This window comes from Thiobacillus sp. (assembly GCF_013693775.1).
GTDB lineage: Bacteria > Pseudomonadota > Gammaproteobacteria > Burkholderiales > Thiobacillaceae > Thiobacillus.
Genome location: NZ_CP059257.1, coordinates 25,709 through 46,863 on the forward strand (window position 1 = coordinate 25,709; position 21,155 = coordinate 46,863).

The window sequence follows — 21,155 nt, forward strand, 5'->3', positions numbered from 1 at the left end:
CGATGTCATCCAAGCGAACTGTCGGCTCGGTGCTCGGTGCCCACATAGATGCCTTGTCGTGGGCCGACGCGATTAGTCGTTTACTCGGCTGGGCGCATGCGCGCGAAAGCCGCTATGTGACGATCTGCAATGTGCATGTGGTGGTGAGTGCATGGCGNTGTGCGACCTACCGTGAGGTGATCAACAGATCGGACATGGCGACGCCAGACGGTGCTCCTGTGGCGTGGATGCTGAGGCAACAGGGATTTGATGGCCAGCCGCGCATCAGCGGACCGGATCTGATGTGGGCATTGTGCGAGCGCGCGGCGAATGAAGGCGTGCCGATCTATTGCTACGGCAGTACCGAGGCAACCTTGGGGTTGCTGAAAGGCCGCTTGCCGGCGGCATTTCCCGATTTGCAGATGACGATGGAATCGCCGCCGTTTCGCGCGCTGACGGCAGAAGAGGATGCCGCAGCAGTCGCCCGGATCAATGATAGCGGTGCAGGCATCGTGTTCGTCGGACTCGGCTGCCCCAAGCAGGAACGCTGGATGGCCGAGCATCGGGGACGCGTCAATGCGGTGATGATCGGGGTAGGAGCAGCCTTTGATTTCCATGCCGGCACGGTACGGCGCGCGCCGGCCTGGATGCGCGACAACGGTCTGGAATGGCTGCACCGTCTGGTATCGGAGCCGAGGCGATTGTGGAAACGTTATCTGGTGACGAATACCTTGTTCATCCTGGGCGCGGCGCTGCAGCTATTGAGGAAGTGAGTTCTGTATTCGGGGCAACATCAGTACAGGGTTCCATGATGCAAGTTCTAGTGAGTAATATTGGGGAGCGACCATGACGGTTGTTGCTGTTGTTGGCCTGGGGTATGTCGGTTTGCCTTTGGCGGTCGAATTCGGCAAGAAATTCGAGACGATCGGTTTCGATCTGTCGGCGTCAAAAATCGCCAGCTACAAGAACCATTGCGACCCCACCGGGGAAGTCAGCACGGAAGACCTGAAGGCGGCGACCCGCTTGAGCGTCAGTACCGACCCCAGCACGATTACCAAGGCTGATTTCATCATCATCGCCGTGCCCACGCCGGTCGATGAGGCCCATATCCCCGACTTCTCTCCGCTGGTCGGTTCTTCCACCACGGTTGGCAAGCACATGAAGAAGGGCGCCACGGTGGTCTATGAATCCACGGTTTATCCTGGTGCAACCGAAGAAGTCTGCATCCCGCTGCTGGAAAAGCACTCGGGCATGACATGGAAGCAGGATTTTCATGTCGGCTATTCGCCCGAGCGGGTCAATCCAGGCGACAAGGAGCGCACCATCACCAAAATCGTGAAGGTTGTGTCAGGTGATGATGGTCCCACCTCTGAAGCGGTCGCAGAACTCTATGCGTCGGTCATCACCGCGGGCGTGCATCGTGCCAGTTCGATCAAGGTCGCCGAGGCTGCAAAGGTGATCGAGAATACACAGCGCGACCTCAATATTGCCCTGATGAACGAGCTTGCACTGATTTTCGATCGTCTTGGAATCGATACCCTGGAGGTTCTGCAAGCGGCGGGTACCAAATGGAATTTCCTGCCGTTCCGCCCTGGACTGGTCGGTGGTCATTGCATTGGCGTCGATCCCTATTATCTGACCCACAAGGCCGAGATGCTGGGCTACCATCCGCAGGTGATTCTTGCTGGCCGCAAGATCAACGATGGTATGGCGGCCTACGTAGCACAGCAAACCGTCAAAGACATGATCAACAACGGCGGAACGGTGAAGGGTGCAAAAGTGATCGTGCTGGGGCTCACCTTCAAGGAAAACTGCCCTGACCTGCGCAATTCCAAGGTGGCCGATCTGGTAAAAGAATTCAAGGATTTCGGTTGTGACGTTGCCGTTCACGACCCAATTGCTGAATCGCAGGAGGCCGAGCACGAATATGGCATCCGCCTGACTCCCTGGGAGCAGTTGCCCGACAATGCCGATGCCATCGTGGCGGCGGTGTCGCACGCGGAGTATTTGGCTATGCCCTTGGCCGATCTGACCTCCGGACTGCGGAANGGGGGGATTTTTACCGATGTTAAGTCAGCTTATGACCAGACAGCCATCAAGGCGGCCGGGTTTAATGTCTGGCGTTTGTAGACTGTGATTAGGAATTTATCGTGATATTCGTGACAGGTGGTGCCGGCTTCATCGGTGCGAACTTCATTCTGGATTGGCTGCGGGTCAACGATGAGCCAGTCGTCAATCTCGACAAGCTCACGTATGCGGGCAACCTGGAGAACCTGGTCAGCCTGAAAGGCGATCCGCGCCATGTCTTCGTGCAGGGCGACATCGGTGACCGTGCGTTGGTTGGTCAACTGCTGAGCCAGCATCGCCCGCGCGCGATCGTCAATTTTGCCGCCGAGTCGCACGTCGACCGTTCGATCCACGGGCCGGAAGACTTCATCCAGACCAACGTGGTGGGCACCTTTCATTTGCTGGAAGAAGTGCGTGGCCACTGGATGAGCCTGCCGGAAGTGGAGAAGGCCGTGTTCCGATTCCTGCATGTGTCCACCGACGAGGTCTACGGTTCGCTGGGACCGGACGATGCGCCGTTCACCGAGACCACGCCGTTTGCCCCCAATAGCCCGTATTCGGCCAGCAAGGCGTCGTCCGACCACCTGGTGCGGGCGTACCACCACACCTATGGCTTGCCGGTGCTGACGACCAATTGTTCGAACAATTACGGCCCCTATCAGTTTCCTGAGAAACTGATCCCGCTGATGATCCTCAATGCCACGCGCGGCCAGCCGCTGCCGATCTACGGCGATGGCATGAACGTGCGCGACTGGCTGTATGTCACCGATCACTGTTCGGCGATCCGGACCGTACTGGAAAGAGGAAGATCGGGCGAGACCTACAACGTCGGCGGCTGGAACGAGATGCCGAACATCGAGATCGTGAAGACGGTATGCGCGCTGCTCGACGAGATGCGTCCCGATCCGGCCGGGCCGTATTCACGCCTGCTCACCTATGTGAAGGATCGTCCCGGCCATGACCGTCGCTATGCGATCGATGCCGGAAAAATCCATCGTGAACTGGGCTGGAAGCCGGCCGAGACCTTCGAGACGGGCATCCGCAAGACGGTGCGCTGGTATCTGGACAACATGGCGTGGGTGGAGCATGTGGCGAGTGGGGAATATCGGAGGTGGGTGGATGTGCAGTATGGTGAGCGGGGAGCAGTAAGCGGTGAGCGGTAAGCCCCACGAGCGGCTCGAGGCGTGGAAAAGTGCGATGGAATTGGTCGAGGTGGTTTATCGGATCACTGCGACTTTTCCGGCACAGGAACAGTACGGTTTGGTGTCGCAGATGCGCCGTGCTGCGGTTTCCATACCGAGTAATCTGGCTGAGGGCGCTGCTCGGGATGGAAGCCGCGAATTCGCCCGGTTTCTCAGCATTGCTCGGGGTCGTTAAGTGAATTGGATACCCAATATCAAATTGCCATCCGACTCGGATTTGTGAGATCAGATGAAAACCAGGTCGAGCCCTTGCTTGGAAGAACGAGCAAACTGGTTTTGGCCTGCACAAGAAAATGAAAGAGACTGAATGACCATGCAACCCCAATCCGCTCCCCGCTCACTGCTCCCCGCTCACCGAAAAGGCATCATCCTGGCCGGCGGCTCCGGCACCCGCCTGTATCCGGCGACGCTTGCCGTGTCCAAGCAGCTGCTCCCGATTTATGACAAGCCGATGATCTATTACCCGCTCACTACGCTGATGCAGGCAGGAATTCGGGACATACTGGTCATTTCGACGCCTCAGGATACGCCGCGCTTCGAGCAGTTGCTGGGCGACGGCAGCCAGTGGGGAGTCAGTTTGCAGTATGCCGTGCAGCCCAACCCGGAAGGACTTGCCCAGGCGTTCGTCATCGGTGCGGATTTTGTGGGGAACGGCCCCAGCGCACTGGTACTGGGCGACAATATTTTCTATGGCCATGACATGGCGAAAGACCTGTGCGTGGCGAGCGAGCGGGAAATCGGTGCGACGGTGTTTGCTTATCGTGTGCACGANCCGGAACGTTATGGTGTGGTGGACTTCGATGCCACAGGAAAAGCGGTCAGTCTGGAAGANAAACCCGCTCGGCCCAAATCGCATTACGCAGTCACCGGGCTTTATTTCTATGACAAGCAGGTGGTCGACATTGCCCGCAACCTGAAGCCCTCGCCGAGAGGCGAACTGGAGATCACCGACGTCAACCGGCACTATCTTGACGCGGGCGAACTCGATGTGTCGATCATGGGGCGTGGGCATGCCTGGCTGGATACCGGAACCCACGAATCGATGCTCGAGGCTTCGCTGTTCATCGAAACGATCGAGAAACGCCAGGGCCTGAAGATCGCCTGTCCGGAGGAAATCGCCTATCGGCAGGGATATATCACAGCCGAGCAGGTGGAGAAGTTGGCTGCACCCATGCGGAAGAATGGGTATGGGCAATATTTGCTGAATATGTTGAATGAACGGATTTTTGAAATGGTGAGCAGNGGAGCGGTGAGCAGTAANGCTGAAACCGCTCCCCGCTCCCCGCTCCCCGCTCACTGCTCACTGCTCACCACTCACCACTCACCACTCACCACTCACCACTCACCCAAAATGAACGTACTCGAAACCTCTCTCCCCGGCGTCCTTATCCTTGAACCCAAGGTGTTCGGCGACGCGCGTGGCTTCTTCCTGGAAAGCTGGAACAAACTGACGTTTGCGAAACTTGGCCTTGAAGCGGATTTCGTGCAGGACAACCATTCGCGTTCAGCCAGGGGCGTATTGCGCGGGTTGCATTACCAGGTCAATGAGCCGCAGGGAAAACTGGTTCGCGTGGTGAGTGGCTCGGTTTTCGATGTGGCGGTGGATCTGCGCAAGTCCTCGCCGCATTTCGGGCAATGGGTCGGCTACGAGCTATCGGCTGAGAACCAGCGCATGATGTGGATCCCGCCCGGGTTCGCACATGGTTTCCTGGTGTTGTCCGATAGCGCCGATTTCCTCTACAAGACCACCACCTACTACGCTCCGCAGTGGGATCGCGGTATCCGCTGGGACGATCCGCAGATCGGGGTGGCATGGCCGCTCGAAGGGACGCCCGTGCTATCCGCCAAGGACCAGGTTCAGCCCCTGCTCAAGGATGCGGAGATCTACGCATGACGGCTGCTCCCCGCTCACCGCTCCCCGCTCACCGCATTCTCCTCACCGGCGCCCGTGGCCAGGTCGGCTGGGAACTGCGGCGTACGCTCGGCTGTCTGGGCGAGGTGGTCGCGCTGGATTCCCGGGCCATGAATCTGGCCGATGCCGATGCGGTACGCCAGACGGTGCGCGATATCGCGCCGGGTATCATCGTCAACCCGGCTGCCTATACCGCGGTGGACAAGGCCGAGAGCGAGCCGGAGCTGGCGCATGCAGTGAACGCCGTTGCACCGGGCATCCTGGCCGAAGAGGCGGCCCGGCTGAACGCGTTGCTGGTGCATTACTCCACCGACTATGTATTCAACGGCAGTGGCAGCACACCCTGGAAAGAGGACGCTGCCTGCGATCCGCTCAATGTGTATGGCGCAAGCAAGCTGGCAGGCGAGCGCGCCATCCAGGCCGCCGGCTGTCGTCATCTGATTTTCCGCACGTCCTGGGTGTACGGCGCGCGTGGCAGCAATTTCCTGCTGACCATGCGCCGCTTGATGCGGGAGCGGCCGGAGCTGAAGATCGTCGCCGACCAGATCGGGGCGCCGACCTGGTGCCGCGACCTGGCCGAGGCCACGGCGCAAGCGCTGAGCCAGATTGCCTCGCCCATGTCAGCCGCGAATCAGGCCGAGCCTTGGGGCGTCTATCACATGGCGAATGCCGGCGAAACCTCGTGGCACGGGTTTGCCGAGGCGATCCAGTCGCTCGATGAATTCGACGAGACCTGGGTGTCGGGCCGACTGGTTCCGATCCCGAGCAGCGATTACCCGACTCCGGCAAAACGCCCGCTCAATTCAAGACTGAACAGCGACAAGCTTGAACAGACGTTCGGTATACGACTGCAGGACTGGCGTGCGGCGCTGGCGCTGTGCCTGGAGACAGACGGCAAGTAATACGGAGGAGACGCATGTGAAAGTGTTATTGACCGGCGGCGCGGGCTATATCGGCTCACACACCGCTGTGGAGTGCCTGGCGGCGGGGCATGAGGTGGTGGTGTTCGACAATCTGTCGAACAGCAGCGTGAAATCGCTGGAACGGGTGGCGCAGATCGCCGGCCGGCCGGTGACATTCGTACAGGGCGACATCCGCGACCGGGCGGCGTTGCGTAGACTGTTCGCGGATCACGCGATCGACGCGGTGGTGCATTTCGCCGGGCTGAAGGCGGTGGGCGAATCGGTGGAAAAACCGCTCCTGTACTACGACAACAACATCGCCGGCAGCATCGCGCTGTTCGAGGAAATGGCGGCGGCCGGCGTGAAGGCGGTGGTGTTCTCGTCGTCCGCCACGGTGTACGGCGATCCGGCGACGGTGCCGATCACCGAGGATTTTCCGCTGTCGGCGACCAATCCCTATGGCCGTTCCAAACTGTTCATCGAGGACATGCTGCGCGATATCGCCCTGGCCGATCCAGCCTGGAACATTGCGCTGCTACGCTATTTCAACCCCGTGGGCGCGCACGAATCAGGACTGATCGGCGAGGACCCGCGCGGCATTCCCAACAACCTGATGCCCTATGTGGCACAGGTGGCGGTAGGCAGGCGCCCGCATCTCAATGTGTTCGGCGGCGACTATCCGACGCCGGACGGCACCGGCGTGCGCGACTATATCCATGTGGTCGACCTGGCGCGCGGGCATGTGGCGGCGCTGAACAAATTGCTGCAACTGGGCGGCGTGCAGACCTGGAACCTGGGCACCGGACGCGGGGTGAGCGTGCTCGACATGGTGCGTGCGTTCGAGGCGGCCAGCGGCAAACCGGTGCCGTACCGGATCGTGGCGCGTCGTGCCGGAGACGTGGCGCAATGCTGGGCCGATCCGACCCGCGCAGCGCGCGAGCTGGGCTGGCGGGCCGAATATGATCTGCCGCGCATGTGTGCCGACGCCTGGCGCTGGCAGGCGGGGAATCCGGAGGGATATGTTTAAGGCCGGGGCAAATTAAAAGGACCAAGGCACAAACGGCCCGTACCGGGGGAAGGGCGTGAGGGCCTGGCCGGGTTTTGCCTGGTGCCTGTCCTGGAATTCTGGATTATGCTTGGCGTATTACTTTTGCAGTTTTTAGATGGGGGAGCGGGCCATGACGCAGGGGCTTGATCGTATTACTCAACAAGCCGAGGTGATGGGCGGCAAAGCCTGCATTCGGGGATGCGCGTCACGGTCGGCATGGTTGTGAGTCAGATCGGCGCGGGCCGAAGCATTGAAGAAGTACTCGCAGACTACCCCTATCTCGAACGCGAGGACATCATGCAGGCACTGCGATACGCGGCATGGCGTGCCGAAGAACGTGAGGTCACGCTGGCCAGCGCATGAAGGTGCTCGTGGACATGAACCTTTCGCCGCGTTGGGTGGGCTTGCTGAATGGGTTCGGTCTACAGGCGGATCATTGGTCGGCCATCGGAAGAGTAAACGCCCCTGATTCGGAAATCATGGCCTATGCCGCCGAAAATAATTATGTCGTGCTCACCCATGATCTTGATTTCAGTGCGATTCTGGCGGCGACGCATGGCGAAAAACCCAGTGTCGTGCAAATCCGTGCAGAGGATGTCAATCCGGACAAAATCGGCGCTCAGGTGGCTGCTGCCCTGCGTCAGATGGAGTCAGAACTGCAGGAAGGTGCTTTGCTGACGGTTGATTCAAGTCGCACACGCTTGCGCTTGTTGCCGTTGCATCGCACGTAATTTCTATGGCGGGCAGTCTCAGCGCTTGCCGAACACCCCGCGCCCGCGGAAATACTGCACCCNCAGCCAGCCGCCGAACAGCCCGCCGAGATGGGCGAAATGAGCGACGCCCGCATCGGTGCTGGTGAGGCCGAGGACAAGCTCGACGACTCCATAGCCGAGCACGAAGAGGCGTGCCGGGATGCGGATGAAGGGCAGGAAGATGATGCTGACGACGCTGCGCGGGAAATACAGCGCATAGGCCAGCAGGAGGCCGAACACGCCGCCCGAAGCGCCGATGACGGGGCTACTGCTGTGCAGGAAATAGCCGGAGACGGCGATCTGCGTCATCGCGGCCACCACGACGCTGAGCAGATAGGTCAACAGGTAGCGTAGGTCGTTCCAGCGCCTTTCCAGTTCGGCGCCGAACATCCACACGGCGAACATGTTGAATCCAAGATGGGTAAGCGAGCCGTGCAGGAAGCTGTAGGTGACCAATTGCCACAGATGGAACGTACCGTCCGAGCCCGGCGGCCACAGGGCGAAGATGCGGATGATCTCGGGCCCGGTGACGAGTTCGAGTACGTAGACGAGAACATTCAGCAGGATGAGGGCAAGAGTGATCGGCGGCATGAAAGGCAGTTTCAAGGAACAAGTTTCAAGTGGCAAGTTGCGGGACCCGAAGGAGTATGCGTTTTAAGTCAAGCCAGGATCGCCTTGTGGCTTGTGACTTGAATCTTGTAACTATTCCTTCGCGGGCTCCCAGTGCTGCAGCTTGAGTTGCAATGACTGCTGCCCATTGAATTCGTTCGGCATCAGCGCATAGACGGCACGGATGCGATCGGGCAGCGTGTCGGCCTGGAAGAACCGCATGGCATCGAACGAGGTCTCCCCGCGTGCCAGCTTGAGTTTCAGGTGCTTTTCACCGATGACGCGCTGTGCCACGACATCGAAGGTAGCGGTGAACAGCGGTGCAGGAAAGCCCTGCCCCCAGACCGCATGGTCGAACTGCTCGGCGAGTTCGTAGCGGTGTTCGGCGAGGTCCAGTTCGCCGTCGGTTTCGATCCTGCCATCGAGATCTGCCGGGTCGATCAGTTCGCGCACCACGGACTCGAATGCCTGGCTGAACTNCCCGTGACGCCCGGCGGGAATGCTGAGTCCGGCGGCCATGGCGTGGCCGCCGAACTTGACGATCAGGCCAGGGTGGCGCTTGTCGATCAGGTCGAGCGCATCGCGCAAATGCAGGCCGGGAATGGAGCGGCCGGAACCCTTGAGTTCCCCTGTCTCGCTGCTGGCGAAGACGATGGTGGGGCGGTGGAATCTGTCCTTCAGGCGCGACGCCAGGATGCCGATCACGCCGACGTGCCAGCCGGGCTGATATGCGGTGAGGCTGTGGCTGTCGGTCGGGTTGAAGGTGGCGAGGATGGCAAGCGCCTCCTCCAGCATATCGGCCTCGACGTCGCGCCGCGTGCGGTTGAGCGTGTCGAGCTGTTGCGCCAGTCGCTGCGCAATGGCGGGGTCGTCGGCCAGCAGGCATTCGATGCCGAGCGCCATGTCGTCGATGCGGCCGGCGGCGTTCAATCGCGGACCGAGCATGAAGCCGAGGTCGAACACGGTGGCGCGGGCAGGCTCGCGCCCGGCGGCGCGGAACAGCGCGTTGATGCCGGCGCAGGCCTTGCCCGCGCGCATACGCACCAGCCCCTGGGCGACCAGGGTGCGGTTGTTGGCGTCGAGCTTCACCACGTCGGCGACCGTGCCGAGCGCGACGAGGTCGAGCAGGGCGCGCAGATCGGGTTCGGGCGTGTTGGCATAGGCGCCTCGTTGCCGCAGTTCGGCGCGCAGGGCCAGCAGCACGTAGAACATCACCCCGACGCCTGCCAGGTTCTTCGAGCCGAAGCTGCAGCCTGGCTGGTTGGGGTTGACGATGCAGGCGGCGTCCGGCAGCGCGTCGCCGGGCAGGTGGTGGTCGGTGACCAGCACGGGGATGCCGAGCGCGTTCGCCGCCGCCACGCCGTCGACCGCAGCGATGCCGTTGTCCACCGTGACCAGCAGATCGGGTTGTCGTGCGGCGGCGAGCGTCACGATGTCGGGCGTGAGGCCGTAGCCGTGTTCGAGCCGGTTGGGCACGATGAAATCGACCTGCGCGCCGAGCAGGCGCAGGCCGCGCACGCCGACCGCGCAGGCGGTGGCGCCGTCGGCGTCGTAGTCGGCGATGATGAGCAGGCGCTTGTTGTCGCGAATGGTGTCGGCCAGCAGCGCGGCGGCGCGGTCGATGTGCAGCAGGCCGGCAGGCGGCAACAGCTGCGGCAGGCGGTGGGCGACTTCGTCCGGATGGTTGACGCCGCGGGCGGCATACAACCGCGCCCAGGCGGGAGCGAGCCCGGCCTGCTCGAGGGCGGCGCGGGCATCGGCGGGGCAGGGGCGGATGGCAATGGAGGGCATGGCGGAATTGTATTGGCAGACGGGTCGGAACGCGCGGATCAGGGATTCAGAATCTGGTGAAGTGCCGATTCTGTCCGCCGCGGACACGGAGTACCATCGTGCCATGAGCCATTTACTTCCACTTTCCCGAGTGGCCAAGCTGGTCGGCCAGCCGCGTCATGCGCTGCAGGAAATGATCCGTGGCGGTGTGCTGGCAACCTTTGACGGTATGGTCGAACTCGACGAATTGCTGCGCGTGTTCCCGGATGTGAAGTGGGACGACGATGCCGAGTTTCGTCGGGTCCAGGAAATCAAGGACAAGGCGTTTGCCAAGCGGGTATTGGAGCGTGCACTGCCCGACAAGGATGTGCTGGTGGCGCGTCTGAACGCGCTGGGCAACGACTATGCTGCAGCCAAGGCTTTGCTGCTGCATTACGGCAATGTGATGACCTGGCTCGACGAGAAGATCGACGAAATCGAAGAAGACCAAAGCGCGGAAACGCGCCATGCCCTGCATACCGTGCGCGCATTTCTGCTGCGCAATCTGGCCGAGGTTCCGCCGGATGCGGTACAGGCGCAGGCGACGATTGCGCAGGAAAGGATATTCAAAATCATGTCAGCCCATGTGACCATCCAGCCCAGCGGCCACGAATTCTACGTGGAGGGCAACGATACCCTGCTGGAAGCCGCGCTGCGCAATGGCGTGTCGCTGAATTACGGCTGCAGTAACGGCAATTGCGGCGACTGCAAGGCGCGCGTGCTGTCGGGCGAGGTGACGAAAGTCCATGCGCACGACTATGTCCTGAAAGAAGCCGAAAAAGAAGCCGGAGTGGTCCTGCTGTGCGCCTATGCGCCGGTCAACGACGTGGTGATCGAAGCCAACGTGGCAGGCGCGCGCGATATTCCGGTGCAACAGCTGACCGCCAAGGTGAAGTCGATCGAGGTGTTCAATCCGCACATGGCCGCGCTGCATATTCTCGCGCCGCGCAGCCAGCGCCTGCGTTATCTCGGCGGCCAGAGCGTCGACGTGTCGATCGACGGGGTGAAAGGACGCTACGCCATTGCCAGTTGTCCGTGCGAGGATCGACACATCGAGATCCAGATCCCGCGCCGGGCGGACGATGCGTTTGTTGAGAGCGTGTTCGGCAGCTTGAAGGCCAATGACGTGGTGAAGGTGGAAGGACCTTTCGGCGAATTCGTGCTGGATGAGGACTCGCCGCGTCCGGTGATTTTCCTCGCTTTCGGCGCGGGCTTCGCGCCGATCAAGAGCCTGATCCAGCATGCCATGTCGCTGGAGTTGGCCGAGTCGATGGACCTGCACTGGTTGGCCGATGAGGCCGGACATTATCAGGACAACCTGTGCCGCGCCTGGGCCGATGCGCTGGACAATTTCAATTACCTGCCACATGCGCCGACCGATGACCTGGAGGCCACGCTGCAAGGCATCGTGACGGATTACCCGGATCTGCATCGCTTCGATGTGTATGCGGCGGGAACCGCGACGCAGCTCGAACTGGCGCGCCGGCATTTCGTGGCGGAAGGCTTGCATGAAGCACGCTGGTTCGCGGGGGCTGGATACCTGAATGCGCCGCTTTCTCCGCTATCTGTGGGCGTTGCCGGTTACTTTGTTGGGCGTGCTGGCCGCGCTCGCTGCACGNGGGAGCGGAGGTGCTGTACGGCAGGTGGAAGGTGTGCTGGAAGCTGCTGGCGGCTGGCCGGCATGGGTATTGCGACGCGGCTTTCCGTTCAGCGGGCCGGTTGCGGCAATCACGCTGGGACACGTCGTACTGGGCGTGTCATCGAACGCCCTGGCCGCGACGCGTGTGCACGAGCGTGCGCATGTCAGGCAATTTGAACGCTGGGGTGTTTTGCTGCTGGTGCTGTATCCGCTGGCTGGGTTGCTTGCGTGGTTACGCGGTGGCAATCCCTATCGCGACAATCTGTTCGAGCGCGAGGCACGGATGGCAGAAATCGCAGGCCAAGGCATATCCAGGCGATCCCGCCTGGCCGGAGATCAGTCGACGGGGCGGTGAGACGCTTCGCCTGGGTCGCCGGTGTCGGGGTCGATCCAGTCGGAAATGCCGATCTCTTCTTCGGCCTCTTCCACCGTTTCGCCAGGCTCGTAGTCGCTGTCGGCGTTGTACTCCATGTCCTGTACGGCTTCCATCAGACTGGCAAAGGGACCGTATTCCTCGCCGGTCATGGCATCGATCCAGTAGCATCCATCCGGCCGCTCGATGATGCGGGTATGGTCGTATTCAGCAGGGGTCTCGGGTATGGCAGGTTTCATGATGCGTCCTCCGTGCCTTGACTATAGGGCGGGAAGCCGGGCAGGGCAAGCGTCAGGCTGTGCGCCCGAGCAGCGTCAAGCCGATCAGGGCGGCCATCGTCAGCGCCAGGTGCAACCAGCTCCATAGCCGAAAATGCCGCACCAGCGCGGTGACTTCGCGGTTGGCGATCAGGAAGGGGCGGCCATGCGACGGCTTGCGCACAAGATGGATGCCGTCTTTCAGGCGGATATCGAGATGAGCGCGGTCGACTTCGTCGGATGCGGCCTGGCGCGCGTGCTCCCACTCGTCAAGACTGATTTCGCCGTCGCGGTCGGCGTCGAAACGTGCCAGGAGTGCAGTCTTGTCGGCCTTCCATTCGGTCAGCAGCGTAGCGAGATCGGCCTTCTTGTCGAGCACGGCATTGGGACCGCCCAAGGTCACGTGGTCGCCGATCACGTAAATGGTGTCGCCTTCGATCAGCGTCCATTCTGTTTTGCGATAACCGCCTGAGGTCGCGACCTGTTTGCGCGAAGTCAGAATTTCGGCGCCGTCAGGATCGACCAGTACGCTGCCGCTGCCGTCGTCCACGCCGAACGTGTCATGCGATATTCCGGATTCGACGTATTCCCAGCGGTCACCGTTCTTGCGCTCGATGCGGTAGCGGTACCACAGGCAGGGCAGGCCGTTGACCGGGCTGATCAGGTTGTCGCCCGGCGGCTGGCTGCCGCGCCCGACGAGTTCGATGTAGCCTTGGGGCGCCGAGGCGATGCGCGAGGTCGGCGTATCTGCCACGGTGCGATAGCGCTTGAGGTTGGCAAACCACGCCCAGAAACTGGTCAGCCCGACCAACGCAAAACTGATTTGCCAGCCTAGATGGGAATGCAGCTGGAAGCCGAGCAGCAGAATGGCCAGATTGCCGCCGCCCAGCGCGAAATTGGCGTAGTCGTGCCGCCATTCGGCCGTCCAGCGTACCGGGAGCATCAGCGGTCGAAGAGTTGCTTCAGATCAACGTCTTTCTTTTCCTCGGCAGCGAAGCGCAACAGCGGAAACAGATGGAAGGCGAACAGACGCGCCACGAGGGTGTCGGGAAACTGCTCCACCCGCACGTTATTGACGTTGACCGAATCGTTGTAGAACTCGCGACGGTCGGCAATCGCGTTTTCCAGCCCGGTAATGCGCGCTTGCAGATGCAGGAAGGTTTCGTTGGTCTTCAGTTCGGGATAGGCCTCGGCAACCGCGAACAGATTGCCAAGGCCCACGCGCAATGCGCCTTCGGCCTGCCCCAGCGCGGGGATGTTCTGCGATTCCCGGGCGCTCGCGACCTGGCTGCGCGCGTGCATCACTTNTTCAAGCGTCTCCTGTTCGAACTGCATGTATTGCTTGCAGGTTTCGACCAGCTTCGGCAGCTCGTCATGGCGCTGCTTGAGCAGGATGTCGATATTCGACCAGGCCTTGCCGACGTTATGCTTCAGCGTGACAAGCTGGTTGAAGATGAACACGCCATAGACGGCCGGAAGTGCGAGCACGATGAAGAAAAGCAGGAGGCCGGGCATGGTTGCGTTCCAGATGATGAGGTCGCAGAAATAGCGGACGACAGCCGTTTAACTTGAGCGGGCGTCAGATGCGCGCGGCGAGAATGCCCGCGATTTCAGCGTCGGTGAGCGCAATCGGATTGGTCTTCATGCTGCTGCCACGGCTGTTGGCCACGATGCGCGGGATATCGGCGTGCGTCACGCCATACTGCGCCAGGGGCGGAAGCTGAAGTTCGCGTGTCCAGGCGTCCAGCGTATCGATCAGTGCGGCGTGCGACGCAGTCTGGTTCAGTTGGCCCTGCTTGCTCAGCAGGCGCCCCGCTTGTGCATATTTTTCCAGTACTGGGTGATTCGCTTCGCGCGCCTGCAGCGCCTCGATATTGGCGCGCGTGGCCTGCGCCACCAGCGTGCCGCACGCGACGCCGTGCGGAATCGGAAAGAATGCTCCCAATGGCGCGGCCAGCCCGTGCACCGAGCCGAGCCCGACCTGCGCCAGCGTGATGCCCGACACCAGGGCCGCGTAGGCCATGCGATTGCGCGCCGCCGCATCGCCGGCATCGGCATACAAGGCCAGCAGGCCGTCGCGGGCGGCCTTCATGCCGCCCCAGGCAAGCGAATCGGTCAAGGGGGCGGCGCGACAGGAAACATAGGACTCCAGCAACTGGGTGAAGGCATCCATCCCGTTCGCCGCGATCACTGAGGCAGGGCAGGTGGCGAGGAGATCGGGATCGACCAGTGCAACTTCGGCCACCAGTTTTTCGTCGCGGAAGGATTTCTTGAAGCCATCGCTGCCCTGCACGCTTAATACGGCGTTCTTGGTCGCCTCCGAGCCGGTGCCGGCGGTGGTCGGTACGGCAATGAATGGTGTGGCCGGGCCGACATACGCGAGTTCGGGTCCCACGCCTTCCAGGTGGTCCATCACCGAGTTGCCAGGCTTGAGCAGACCGGCAATCGCCTTGGCCGCATCCAGCGCGCTGCCGCCACCGAAGCCGATGACCACGTCAATGGATTCCGGGCGCAAGGCGCGCACGGCCTCGTCCACCATCTGCGGAGACGGTTCGCCCGGAATGGCCAGATGCAACCAGGAAACTCCCTGTGCCTTCAGCCCGTCCGTTACGGGTGTCCAAAATGGCGAGTTTCTCAGCGAACTCGCTCCGGTCACCAGCAAAGCACGCGTGCCGTAGATTCGGGCAATGGTCGGCAACCTGCCGAGTACGCCCGGACCAAACTCGATGCGCGGCAGGCGCGACAGGGAAAAATCGGAAATGTACACAATCGGACTTTCAATCGACGNAGACGGCAAATGGTAGCGAGTTTGCCGACGTATTGTCTGCACAATATGTGTGCATGGTTTCCGGCTGTTTCGCGCTGCCCGTCGTTATTGCAATCTTGATCTGTCGTGGCAGCGTTCATTCAGTCGATTGAAAACATTGGAAATGTTGCCGACGGAGTTCGATGGGCTTTGCCATAAAGCCCGCAAGTGTTGACGGAGCCAAGCACGCTTTGCTATAGTTCCGCTTCTCGATTGACGCGGTTTCATTTGCGACAGGCGCGGGGTGGAGCAGTCTGGCAGCTCGTCGGGCTCATAACCCGAAGGTCGTAGGTTCAAATCCTGCCCCCGCAACCATTTCGAAAATAAGTGTTGACGCAATCTGTAGGTTCTGTAGAATGCGCACCTCTCGAAACGGCAACGCAGCTGAGGCAAAGTCGATAAGAGATTGATCTTTAACAATTTACAGCCGATAGGTGTGGGTGTTGTTGCGGTAGTTGTTCTGGCTTTGGTCGGGATGACGGCTAGCATAAATGCTCACACTTTGATGAAGTAATTCATTTGAGTTGAGCGAAGAAGTATTTGAAGTAATTGCAGAGATTGAACTGAAGAGTTTGATCCTGGCTCAGATTGAACGCTGGCGGAATGCTTTACACATGCAAGTCGAACGGCAGCNNACGGGAGCTTGCTCCTGGTGGCGAGTGGCGAACGGGTGAGTAATGCGTCGGAACGTACCGAGTAATGGGGGATAACGCAGCGAAAGCTGTGCTAATACCGCATACGCCCTGAGGGGGAAAGTGGGGATCGCAAGACCTCACGTTATTCGAGCGGCCGACGTCTGATTAGCTAGTTGGTGGGGTAATGGCCTACCAAGGCGACGATCAGTAGCGGGTCTGAGAGGATGATCCGCCACACTGGAACTGAGACACGGTCCAGACTCCTACGGGAGGCAGCAGTGGGGAATTTTGGACAATGGGGGCAACCCTGATCCAGCCATTCCGCGTGAGTGAAGAAGGCCTTCGGGTTGTAAAGCTCTTTCAGCTNGGAACGAAACGGTGCGCTCTAACATAGCGTGCTAATGACGGTACCAGCAGAAGAAGCACCGGCTAACTACGTGCCAGCAGCCGCGGTAATACGTAGGGTGCGAGCGTTAATCGGAATTACTGGGCGTAAAGCGTGCGCAGGCGGATTGTTAAGCAAGATGTGAAATCCCCGGGCTTAACCTGGGAATGGCATTTTGAACTGGCAGTCTAGAGTNNGCGTCAGAGGGGGTGGAATTCCACGTGTAGCAGTGAAATGCGTAGAGATGTGGAGGAACACCAATGGCGNAAGGCAGCCCCTGGGATGACACTGACGCTCATGTACGAAAGCGTGGGTAGCAAACAGGATTAGATACCCTGGTAGTCCACGCCCTAAACGATGTCAACNTGGTTGTTGGGGAGTGAAATCCCTTAGTAACGAAGCTAACGCGTGAAGTTGACCGCCTGGGGAGTACGGTCGCAAGATTAAAACTCAAAGGAATTGACGGGGACCCGCACAAGCGGTGGATGATGTGGATTAATTCGATGCAACGCGAAAAACCTTACCTACCCTTGACATGTCCAGAACCCTGCAGAGATGCGGGGTGCCCGAAAGGGAATTGGAACACAGGTGCTGCATGGCTGTCGTCAGCTCGTGTCGTGAGATGTTGGGTTAAGTCCCGCAACGAGCGCAACCCTTATCATTAGTTGCTACGCAAGGGCACTCTAATGAGACTGCCGGTGACAAACCGGAGGAAGGTGGGGATGACGTCAAGTCCTCATGGCCCTTATGGGTAGGGCTTCACACGTCATACAATGGTCGGTACAGAGGGTTGCCAAGCCGCGAGGTGGAGCCAATCCCAGAAAGCCGATCGTAGTCCGGATTGTTCTCTGCAACTCGAGAGCATGAAGTCGGAATCGCTAGTAATCGCGGATCAGCATGTCGCGGTGAATACGTTCCCGGGTCTTGTACACACCGCCCGTCACACCATGGGAGTGGAATCTGGCAGAAGTAGGTAGCCTAACCGCAAGGAGGGCGCTTACCACGCTGGGTTTCATGACTGGGGTGAAGTCGTAACAAGGTAGCCGTAGGGGAACCTGCGGCTGGATCACCTCCTTTCTAGAGAAAGCCGCTGCAACACTCACACCTATCGGTTGTTTTTAAAGCCGGGCTTGTAGCTCAGTTGGTTAGAGCACACGCTTGATAAGCGTGGGGTCGCTGGTTCAAATCCAGCCAGGCCCACCAGAAATGGTGCTGACTGGGCTCGGTTCATTAAGGATTGAGAACCAAGCAGCGCAAGGCGCGAGATCCCGTCGTGTGCTGGTGCACACAAGGGGTTGAGCAACGCAGCGATGCGCCGGTTATCAGTCCTTAATGGGGATTAGCTCAGCTGGAGAGCACCTGCTTTGCAAGCAGGGGTCGTCGGTTCGATCCCGTCATCCTCCACCACTCACTCTTGGTTGGAATGGTGGAAAAAGTAGTACCTATCAGTGTGAATCGTAAGCAGTGAAGTCGCAGACTTTAGTGCTTACGCTTTATGCGTAACGGCTGATCTTTAAAAATTTGGAAGAAGGTGGGATGTTTGTGATGAACATCCCAACATGGGTTGAAATTGTATCGACCATGCAATTGGGCGCCGAGCCTGGTTGTATGGAAAGCAAACACACCTGTAATGCGAGACTGATTCGTCAGTCCTCAAAATTATAGGGTCAAGCGACTAAGTGCATGTGGTGGATGCCTTGGCGACTACAGGCGATGAAAGACGCGTAAGCCTGCGATAAGCTTCGGGGAGCTGGCAATAGAGCTTTGATCCGGAGATCTCTGAATGGGGGAACCCACCCGCAAGGGTACTCCCTGCTGAATACATAGGCAGGGTANNGAGCGAACGCAGTGAACTGAAACATCTAAGTAGCTGCAGGAAAAGAAATCAACCGAGATTCCCATAGTAGTGGCGAGCGAATTGGGAAGAGCCTTCATGATTTAGCATTCTTGTTAGTGGAACAGTCTGGAAAGTCTGGCCATAGTGGGTGATAGCCCCGTACGCGAAAACAAGAGTGTGGAACTAGGCATGAGACAAGTAGGGCGGGACACGTGAAATCCTGTCTGAACATGGNGGGACCATCCTCCAAGGCTAAATACTCGTAGTCGACCGATAGTGAACCAGTACCGTGAGGGAAAGGCGAAAAGAACCCCGGGAGGGGAGTGAAATAGATCCTGAAACCGCATGCATACAAACAGTGGGAGCCCCTCCTTTAATGGCCTTCTGATCTTTGTGATCGACACGCAGTGGCGATCACAAAAGATAGTAAGAAGGAGTGGAATAGCCGCTTATCTCTGAGGAGGTGAGGGCCATTAAAGGAGGGGTGACTGCGTACCTTNTGTATAATGGGTCAGCGACTTACGTTCAGTTGCGAGCTTAACCGAATAGGGAGGCGAAGCGAAAGCGAGTCTTAATAGGGCNNGCATAGTAGCTGGGCGTAGACCCGAAACCGGATGATCTATCCATGGCCAGGATGAAGGTGCGGTAACACGCACTGGAGGTCCGAACCCACTAATGTTGAAAANATTAGGGATGAGCTGTGGATAGGGGTGAAAGGCTAAACAAATCCGGAGATAGCTGGTTCTCCTCGAAAGCTATTTAGGTAGCGCCTCNNATGTATCACTCACGGGGGTAGAGCACTGTAATGTTAGTGGGGGCCATTGCGGCTTACTGCGGCATAGCAAACTCCGAATACCGTGAAGTGCGAGCATGGGAGACAGACATCGGGTGCTAACGTCCGGTGTCAAGAGGGAAACAACCCAGACCGACAGCTAAGGTCCCAAATGACGTGCTAAGTGGAAAACGATGTGGGAAGGCATAGACAGCTAGGAAGTTGGCTTAGAAGCAGCCATCCTTTAAAGAAAGCGTAATAGCTCACTAGTCGAGTCGTCCTGCGCGGAAGATGTAACGGGGCTAAGCACGTAACCGAAGCTTCGGATATGCACTTTGTGCATATGGTAGAGGAGCGTTCTGTAAGTCTGCGAAGGTGTTCTGTAAGGAATGCTGGAGATATCAGAAGTGCGAATGCTGACATGAGTAGCGATAAAGGNGGTGAAAAGCCCCTCGCCGAAAANCCAAGGTTTCCTGCGCAACGTTCATCGGCGCAGGGTGAGTCGGCCCCTAAGGTGAGGCAGAGATGCGTAGCTGATGGGAAACGGGTCAAAATTCCCGTACTTTCGTTTACTGCGATGTGGGGACGGAGAAGGTTAGGTGGGCCGGGTGTTGGNATGTCCCGGTTTAAGTGCGTAGGCAGATCCCTTAGGCAAATCCGGGGTTAATGCCGAGACACGATGACGGTGCTCCATNNTGGAGCCGAAGTCACTGATACCAAGCTTCCAAGAAAAGCCACTAAGCTTCAGGTAAACGAGNNAACCGTACCGCAAACCGACACAGGTGGGTAGGATGAGAATTCTAAGGCGCTTGANGAGAACTCGGGTGAAGGAACTCGGCAAATTAGCACCGTAACTTCGGGAGAAGGTGCGCCCCGGTAGGGTATAAGTCCTCGCGACGAAAGCCCGATGGGGTTGCAGTGAAAAGGTGGCTGCGACTGTTTAATAAAAACACAGCACTCTGCAAACACGAAAGTGGACGTATAGGGTGTGACGCCTGCCCGGTGCCGGAAGGTTAATTGATGGGGTGCAAGCTCTTGATCGAAGCCCCGGTAAACGGCGGCCGTAACTATAACGGTCCTAAGGTAGCGAAATTCCTTGTCGGGTAAGTTCCGACCCGCACGAATGGCGTAACGATGGCCACACTGTCTCCACCCGAGACTCAGCGAAGTTGAAATGTTTGTGAAGATGCAATCTCCCCGCGGCTAGACGGAAAGACCCCATGAACCTTTACTGTAGCTTTGCATTGGACTGTGACGGGACTTGTGTAGGATAGCTGGGAGCCTGTGAAGCGTGGTCGCTAGATCACGTGGAGGCGTCGTTGAAATACCAGCCTGGTGTCGTTGCGGTTCTAACCTAGGTCCATTATCTGGATCGGGGACCGTGCATGGTGGGCAGTTTGACTGGGGCGGTCTCCTCCCAAAGTGTAACGGAGGAGTACGAAGGTCTTCTAGGTACGGTCGGACATCGTACTGATAGTGCAATGGCAAAAGAAGGCTTGACTGCGAGACTGACACGTCGAGCAGGTGCGAAAGCAGGTCATAGTGATCCGGTGGTTCTGTATGGAAGGGCCATCGCTCAACGGATAAAAGGTACTCTGGGGATAACAGGCTGATTCCTCCCAAGAGTTCATATCGACGGGGAGNTTTGGCACCTCGATGTCGGCTCATCACATCCTGGGGCTGTAGCCGGTCCCAAGGGTATGGCTGTTCGCCATTTAAAGTGGTACGTGAGCTGGGTTTAAAACGTCGTGAGACAGTTTGGTCCCTATCTGCCGTGGGCGCTGGATATTTGACGGNGGCTGCTCCTAGTACGAGAGGACCGGAGTGGACGTGCCTCTGGTGTACCGGTTATGACGCCAGTCGTATCGCCGGGTAGCTAAGCACGGAAGAGATAAACGCTGAAAGCATCTAAGCGTGAAACTTGCCTGAAGATAAGATATCCCTTGCACCTTGAGTGCACTGAAGGGTCGTTGAAGACCACAACGTTGATAGGCGGGGTGTGGAAGCGCAGTAATGCGTTAAGCTAACCCGTACTAATTGCCCGTGAGGCTTGATCCTATAATTTTGAGAAGCGACACAGTGTGTGTTTGCATACAGTCTCAACCCAACAAAACCTTCTTCCAGCGCGTCGTGAAAGCGGCGTGAACAAGACAGTCGGCTGAATGTCGCAA

General features: G+C 59.0%; 17 protein-coding genes, 2 tRNA genes, 2 rRNA genes and 1 pseudogene. 16 read left to right on the top strand and 6 right to left on the bottom strand.

Going from position 1 to position 21,155, the window contains the following annotated elements:
- Positions 1-2: 2 nt before the first annotated feature.
- From HZY77_RS00135 to HZY77_RS00180, 10 genes and pseudogenes are all read left to right on the top strand, one after another.
- Entirely contained in the window at positions 3-752 is a 750-nt protein-coding gene (locus HZY77_RS00135) for a WecB/TagA/CpsF family glycosyltransferase (protein WP_296817660.1), read from the top strand.
- Positions 753-825: 73 nt separating this feature from the next.
- Positions 826-2,109 carry a nucleotide sugar dehydrogenase gene (locus HZY77_RS00140; RefSeq protein ID WP_296817662.1) on the top strand — a complete coding sequence of 428 codons (1,284 nt, stop codon included), beginning with the start codon at positions 826-828 and terminating at the stop codon, positions 2,107-2,109.
- 17 nt (positions 2,110-2,126) lie between these two features.
- Positions 2,127-3,209, top strand: coding sequence for a dTDP-glucose 4,6-dehydratase (gene rfbB, locus HZY77_RS00145; RefSeq protein ID WP_296820957.1), 1,083 nt, complete (start codon positions 2,127-2,129; stop codon positions 3,207-3,209).
- 34 nt (positions 3,210-3,243) lie between these two features.
- On the top strand, positions 3,244-3,423 hold the full coding sequence (locus tag HZY77_RS00150) for a four helix bundle protein (protein WP_296820958.1): 180 nt from the start codon (positions 3,244-3,246) through the stop codon (positions 3,421-3,423).
- Between the two features lie 138 nt (positions 3,424-3,561).
- A pseudogene (gene rfbA, locus HZY77_RS00155) lies at positions 3,562-4,476 on the top strand (glucose-1-phosphate thymidylyltransferase RfbA); the annotation flags it as partial.
- A gap of 123 nt (positions 4,477-4,599) precedes the next feature.
- Entirely contained in the window at positions 4,600-5,142 is a 543-nt protein-coding gene (rfbC, locus tag HZY77_RS00160; RefSeq protein ID WP_296820960.1) for a dTDP-4-dehydrorhamnose 3,5-epimerase, read from the top strand.
- Positions 5,139-6,062, top strand: coding sequence for a dTDP-4-dehydrorhamnose reductase (gene rfbD / locus HZY77_RS00165; RefSeq protein WP_296817665.1), 924 nt, complete (start codon positions 5,139-5,141; stop codon positions 6,060-6,062). Before rfbC ends, rfbD begins: the two co-directional genes overlap by 4 nt.
- Before the next feature lie 16 nt (positions 6,063-6,078).
- The gene (galE, locus tag HZY77_RS00170; protein ID WP_296817667.1) at positions 6,079-7,089 is read left to right on the top strand and encodes a UDP-glucose 4-epimerase GalE; all 1,011 of its coding nucleotides are present in this window, start codon (positions 6,079-6,081) and stop codon (positions 7,087-7,089) included.
- A gap of 219 nt (positions 7,090-7,308) precedes the next feature.
- A complete protein-coding gene (locus HZY77_RS00175) occupies positions 7,309-7,473 on the top strand; it encodes a DUF433 domain-containing protein (RefSeq protein ID WP_296817669.1) in 165 nt (54 codons plus the stop codon).
- Positions 7,470-7,841 (top strand): DUF5615 family PIN-like protein, encoded by a 372-nt coding sequence (locus HZY77_RS00180; protein ID WP_296817671.1) that lies wholly within the window; start codon positions 7,470-7,472, stop codon positions 7,839-7,841. Before HZY77_RS00175 ends, HZY77_RS00180 begins: the two co-directional genes overlap by 4 nt.
- 18 nt (positions 7,842-7,859) lie before the next feature.
- Here the strand turns inward: HZY77_RS00180 and HZY77_RS00185 are convergent, their stop codons facing one another.
- The gene (locus HZY77_RS00185; RefSeq protein WP_296817673.1) at positions 7,860-8,453 is read right to left on the bottom strand and encodes a rhomboid family intramembrane serine protease; all 594 of its coding nucleotides are present in this window, start codon (positions 8,451-8,453) and stop codon (positions 7,860-7,862) included.
- Between the two features lie 111 nt (positions 8,454-8,564).
- Positions 8,565-10,262, bottom strand: coding sequence for a single-stranded-DNA-specific exonuclease RecJ (gene recJ, locus HZY77_RS00190; protein ID WP_296817675.1), 1,698 nt, complete (start codon positions 10,260-10,262; stop codon positions 8,565-8,567).
- A gap of 103 nt (positions 10,263-10,365) precedes the next feature.
- Here recJ and HZY77_RS00195 point away from each other — a divergent pair, with 103 nt between their 5' ends.
- Together HZY77_RS00195 and HZY77_RS00200 are read left to right on the top strand one after the other, a co-directional pair.
- Positions 10,366-12,096 (top strand): 2Fe-2S iron-sulfur cluster-binding protein, encoded by a 1,731-nt coding sequence (locus HZY77_RS00195; protein ID WP_296817677.1) that lies wholly within the window; start codon positions 10,366-10,368, stop codon positions 12,094-12,096.
- A gap of 13 nt (positions 12,097-12,109) precedes the next feature.
- On the top strand, positions 12,110-12,274 hold the full coding sequence (locus tag HZY77_RS00200) for a hypothetical protein (RefSeq protein ID WP_296817679.1): 165 nt from the start codon (positions 12,110-12,112) through the stop codon (positions 12,272-12,274).
- Here HZY77_RS00200 and HZY77_RS00205 read toward each other — a convergent pair.
- The 4 genes from HZY77_RS00205 to HZY77_RS00220 form a co-directional block, all read right to left on the bottom strand.
- Complete coding sequence (locus HZY77_RS00205; RefSeq protein ID WP_296636558.1) at positions 12,256-12,531, bottom strand: hypothetical protein; 276 nt, start codon at positions 12,529-12,531, stop codon at positions 12,256-12,258. The two genes, HZY77_RS00200 and HZY77_RS00205, sit on opposite strands and share 19 nt — an antisense overlap.
- Before the next feature lie 52 nt (positions 12,532-12,583).
- Positions 12,584-13,492 carry a hypothetical protein gene (locus HZY77_RS00210; RefSeq protein ID WP_296817681.1) on the bottom strand — a complete coding sequence of 303 codons (909 nt, stop codon included), beginning with the start codon at positions 13,490-13,492 and terminating at the stop codon, positions 12,584-12,586.
- On the bottom strand, positions 13,492-14,064 hold the full coding sequence (locus HZY77_RS00215) for a LemA family protein (RefSeq protein ID WP_296817683.1): 573 nt from the start codon (positions 14,062-14,064) through the stop codon (positions 13,492-13,494). Before HZY77_RS00215 ends, HZY77_RS00210 begins: the two co-directional genes overlap by 1 nt.
- Before the next feature lie 64 nt (positions 14,065-14,128).
- Entirely contained in the window at positions 14,129-15,316 is a 1,188-nt protein-coding gene (locus HZY77_RS00220) for an iron-containing alcohol dehydrogenase (protein ID WP_296817685.1), read from the bottom strand.
- A 277-nt stretch (positions 15,317-15,593) separates the two neighbouring features.
- On the opposite strand from HZY77_RS00220, the gene HZY77_RS00225 reads away from it, so the two are divergent.
- The 4 genes from HZY77_RS00225 (at position 15,594) to HZY77_RS00240 (ending at position 21,042) form a co-directional block, all read left to right on the top strand.
- A tRNA-Met gene (locus tag HZY77_RS00225) sits at positions 15,594-15,670 on the top strand.
- Positions 15,671-15,915: 245 nt separating this feature from the next.
- A 16S ribosomal RNA gene (locus tag HZY77_RS00230) occupies positions 15,916-17,452 on the top strand.
- Positions 17,453-17,501: 49 nt separating this feature from the next.
- Positions 17,502-17,578 (top strand) — tRNA-Ile (locus tag HZY77_RS00235).
- 462 nt (positions 17,579-18,040) lie between these two features.
- Positions 18,041-21,042 (top strand): 23S ribosomal RNA (locus HZY77_RS00240).
- The 16S and 23S rRNA genes sit together here with 2 tRNA genes alongside, the layout of an rRNA operon.
- Positions 21,043-21,155: the final 113 nt, after the last annotated feature.

Excerpts from the sequence above, each read along its gene's own strand:
- HZY77_RS00150 (WP_296820958.1), top strand. The coding sequence starts at position 3,244 with ATGGAATTGGTCGAGGTGGTTTATCGGATCACTGCGACTTTTCCGGCA.
- rfbC (WP_296820960.1), top strand. The coding sequence starts at position 4,600 with ATGAACGTACTCGAAACCTCTCTCCCCGGCGTCCTTATCCTTGAACCC.
- rfbD (WP_296817665.1), top strand. The coding sequence starts at position 5,139 with ATGACGGCTGCTCCCCGCTCACCGCTCCCCGCTCACCGCATTCTCCTC.
- HZY77_RS00175 (WP_296817669.1), top strand. The coding sequence starts at position 7,309 with ATGCGCGTCACGGTCGGCATGGTTGTGAGTCAGATCGGCGCGGGCCGA.
- HZY77_RS00180 (WP_296817671.1), top strand. The coding sequence starts at position 7,470 with ATGAAGGTGCTCGTGGACATGAACCTTTCGCCGCGTTGGGTGGGCTTG.
- HZY77_RS00205 (WP_296636558.1), bottom strand. The coding sequence starts at position 12,531 with ATGAAACCTGCCATACCCGAGACCCCTGCTGAATACGACCATACCCGC.
- HZY77_RS00210 (WP_296817681.1), bottom strand. The coding sequence starts at position 13,492 with ATGCTCCCGGTACGCTGGACGGCCGAATGGCGGCACGACTACGCCAAT.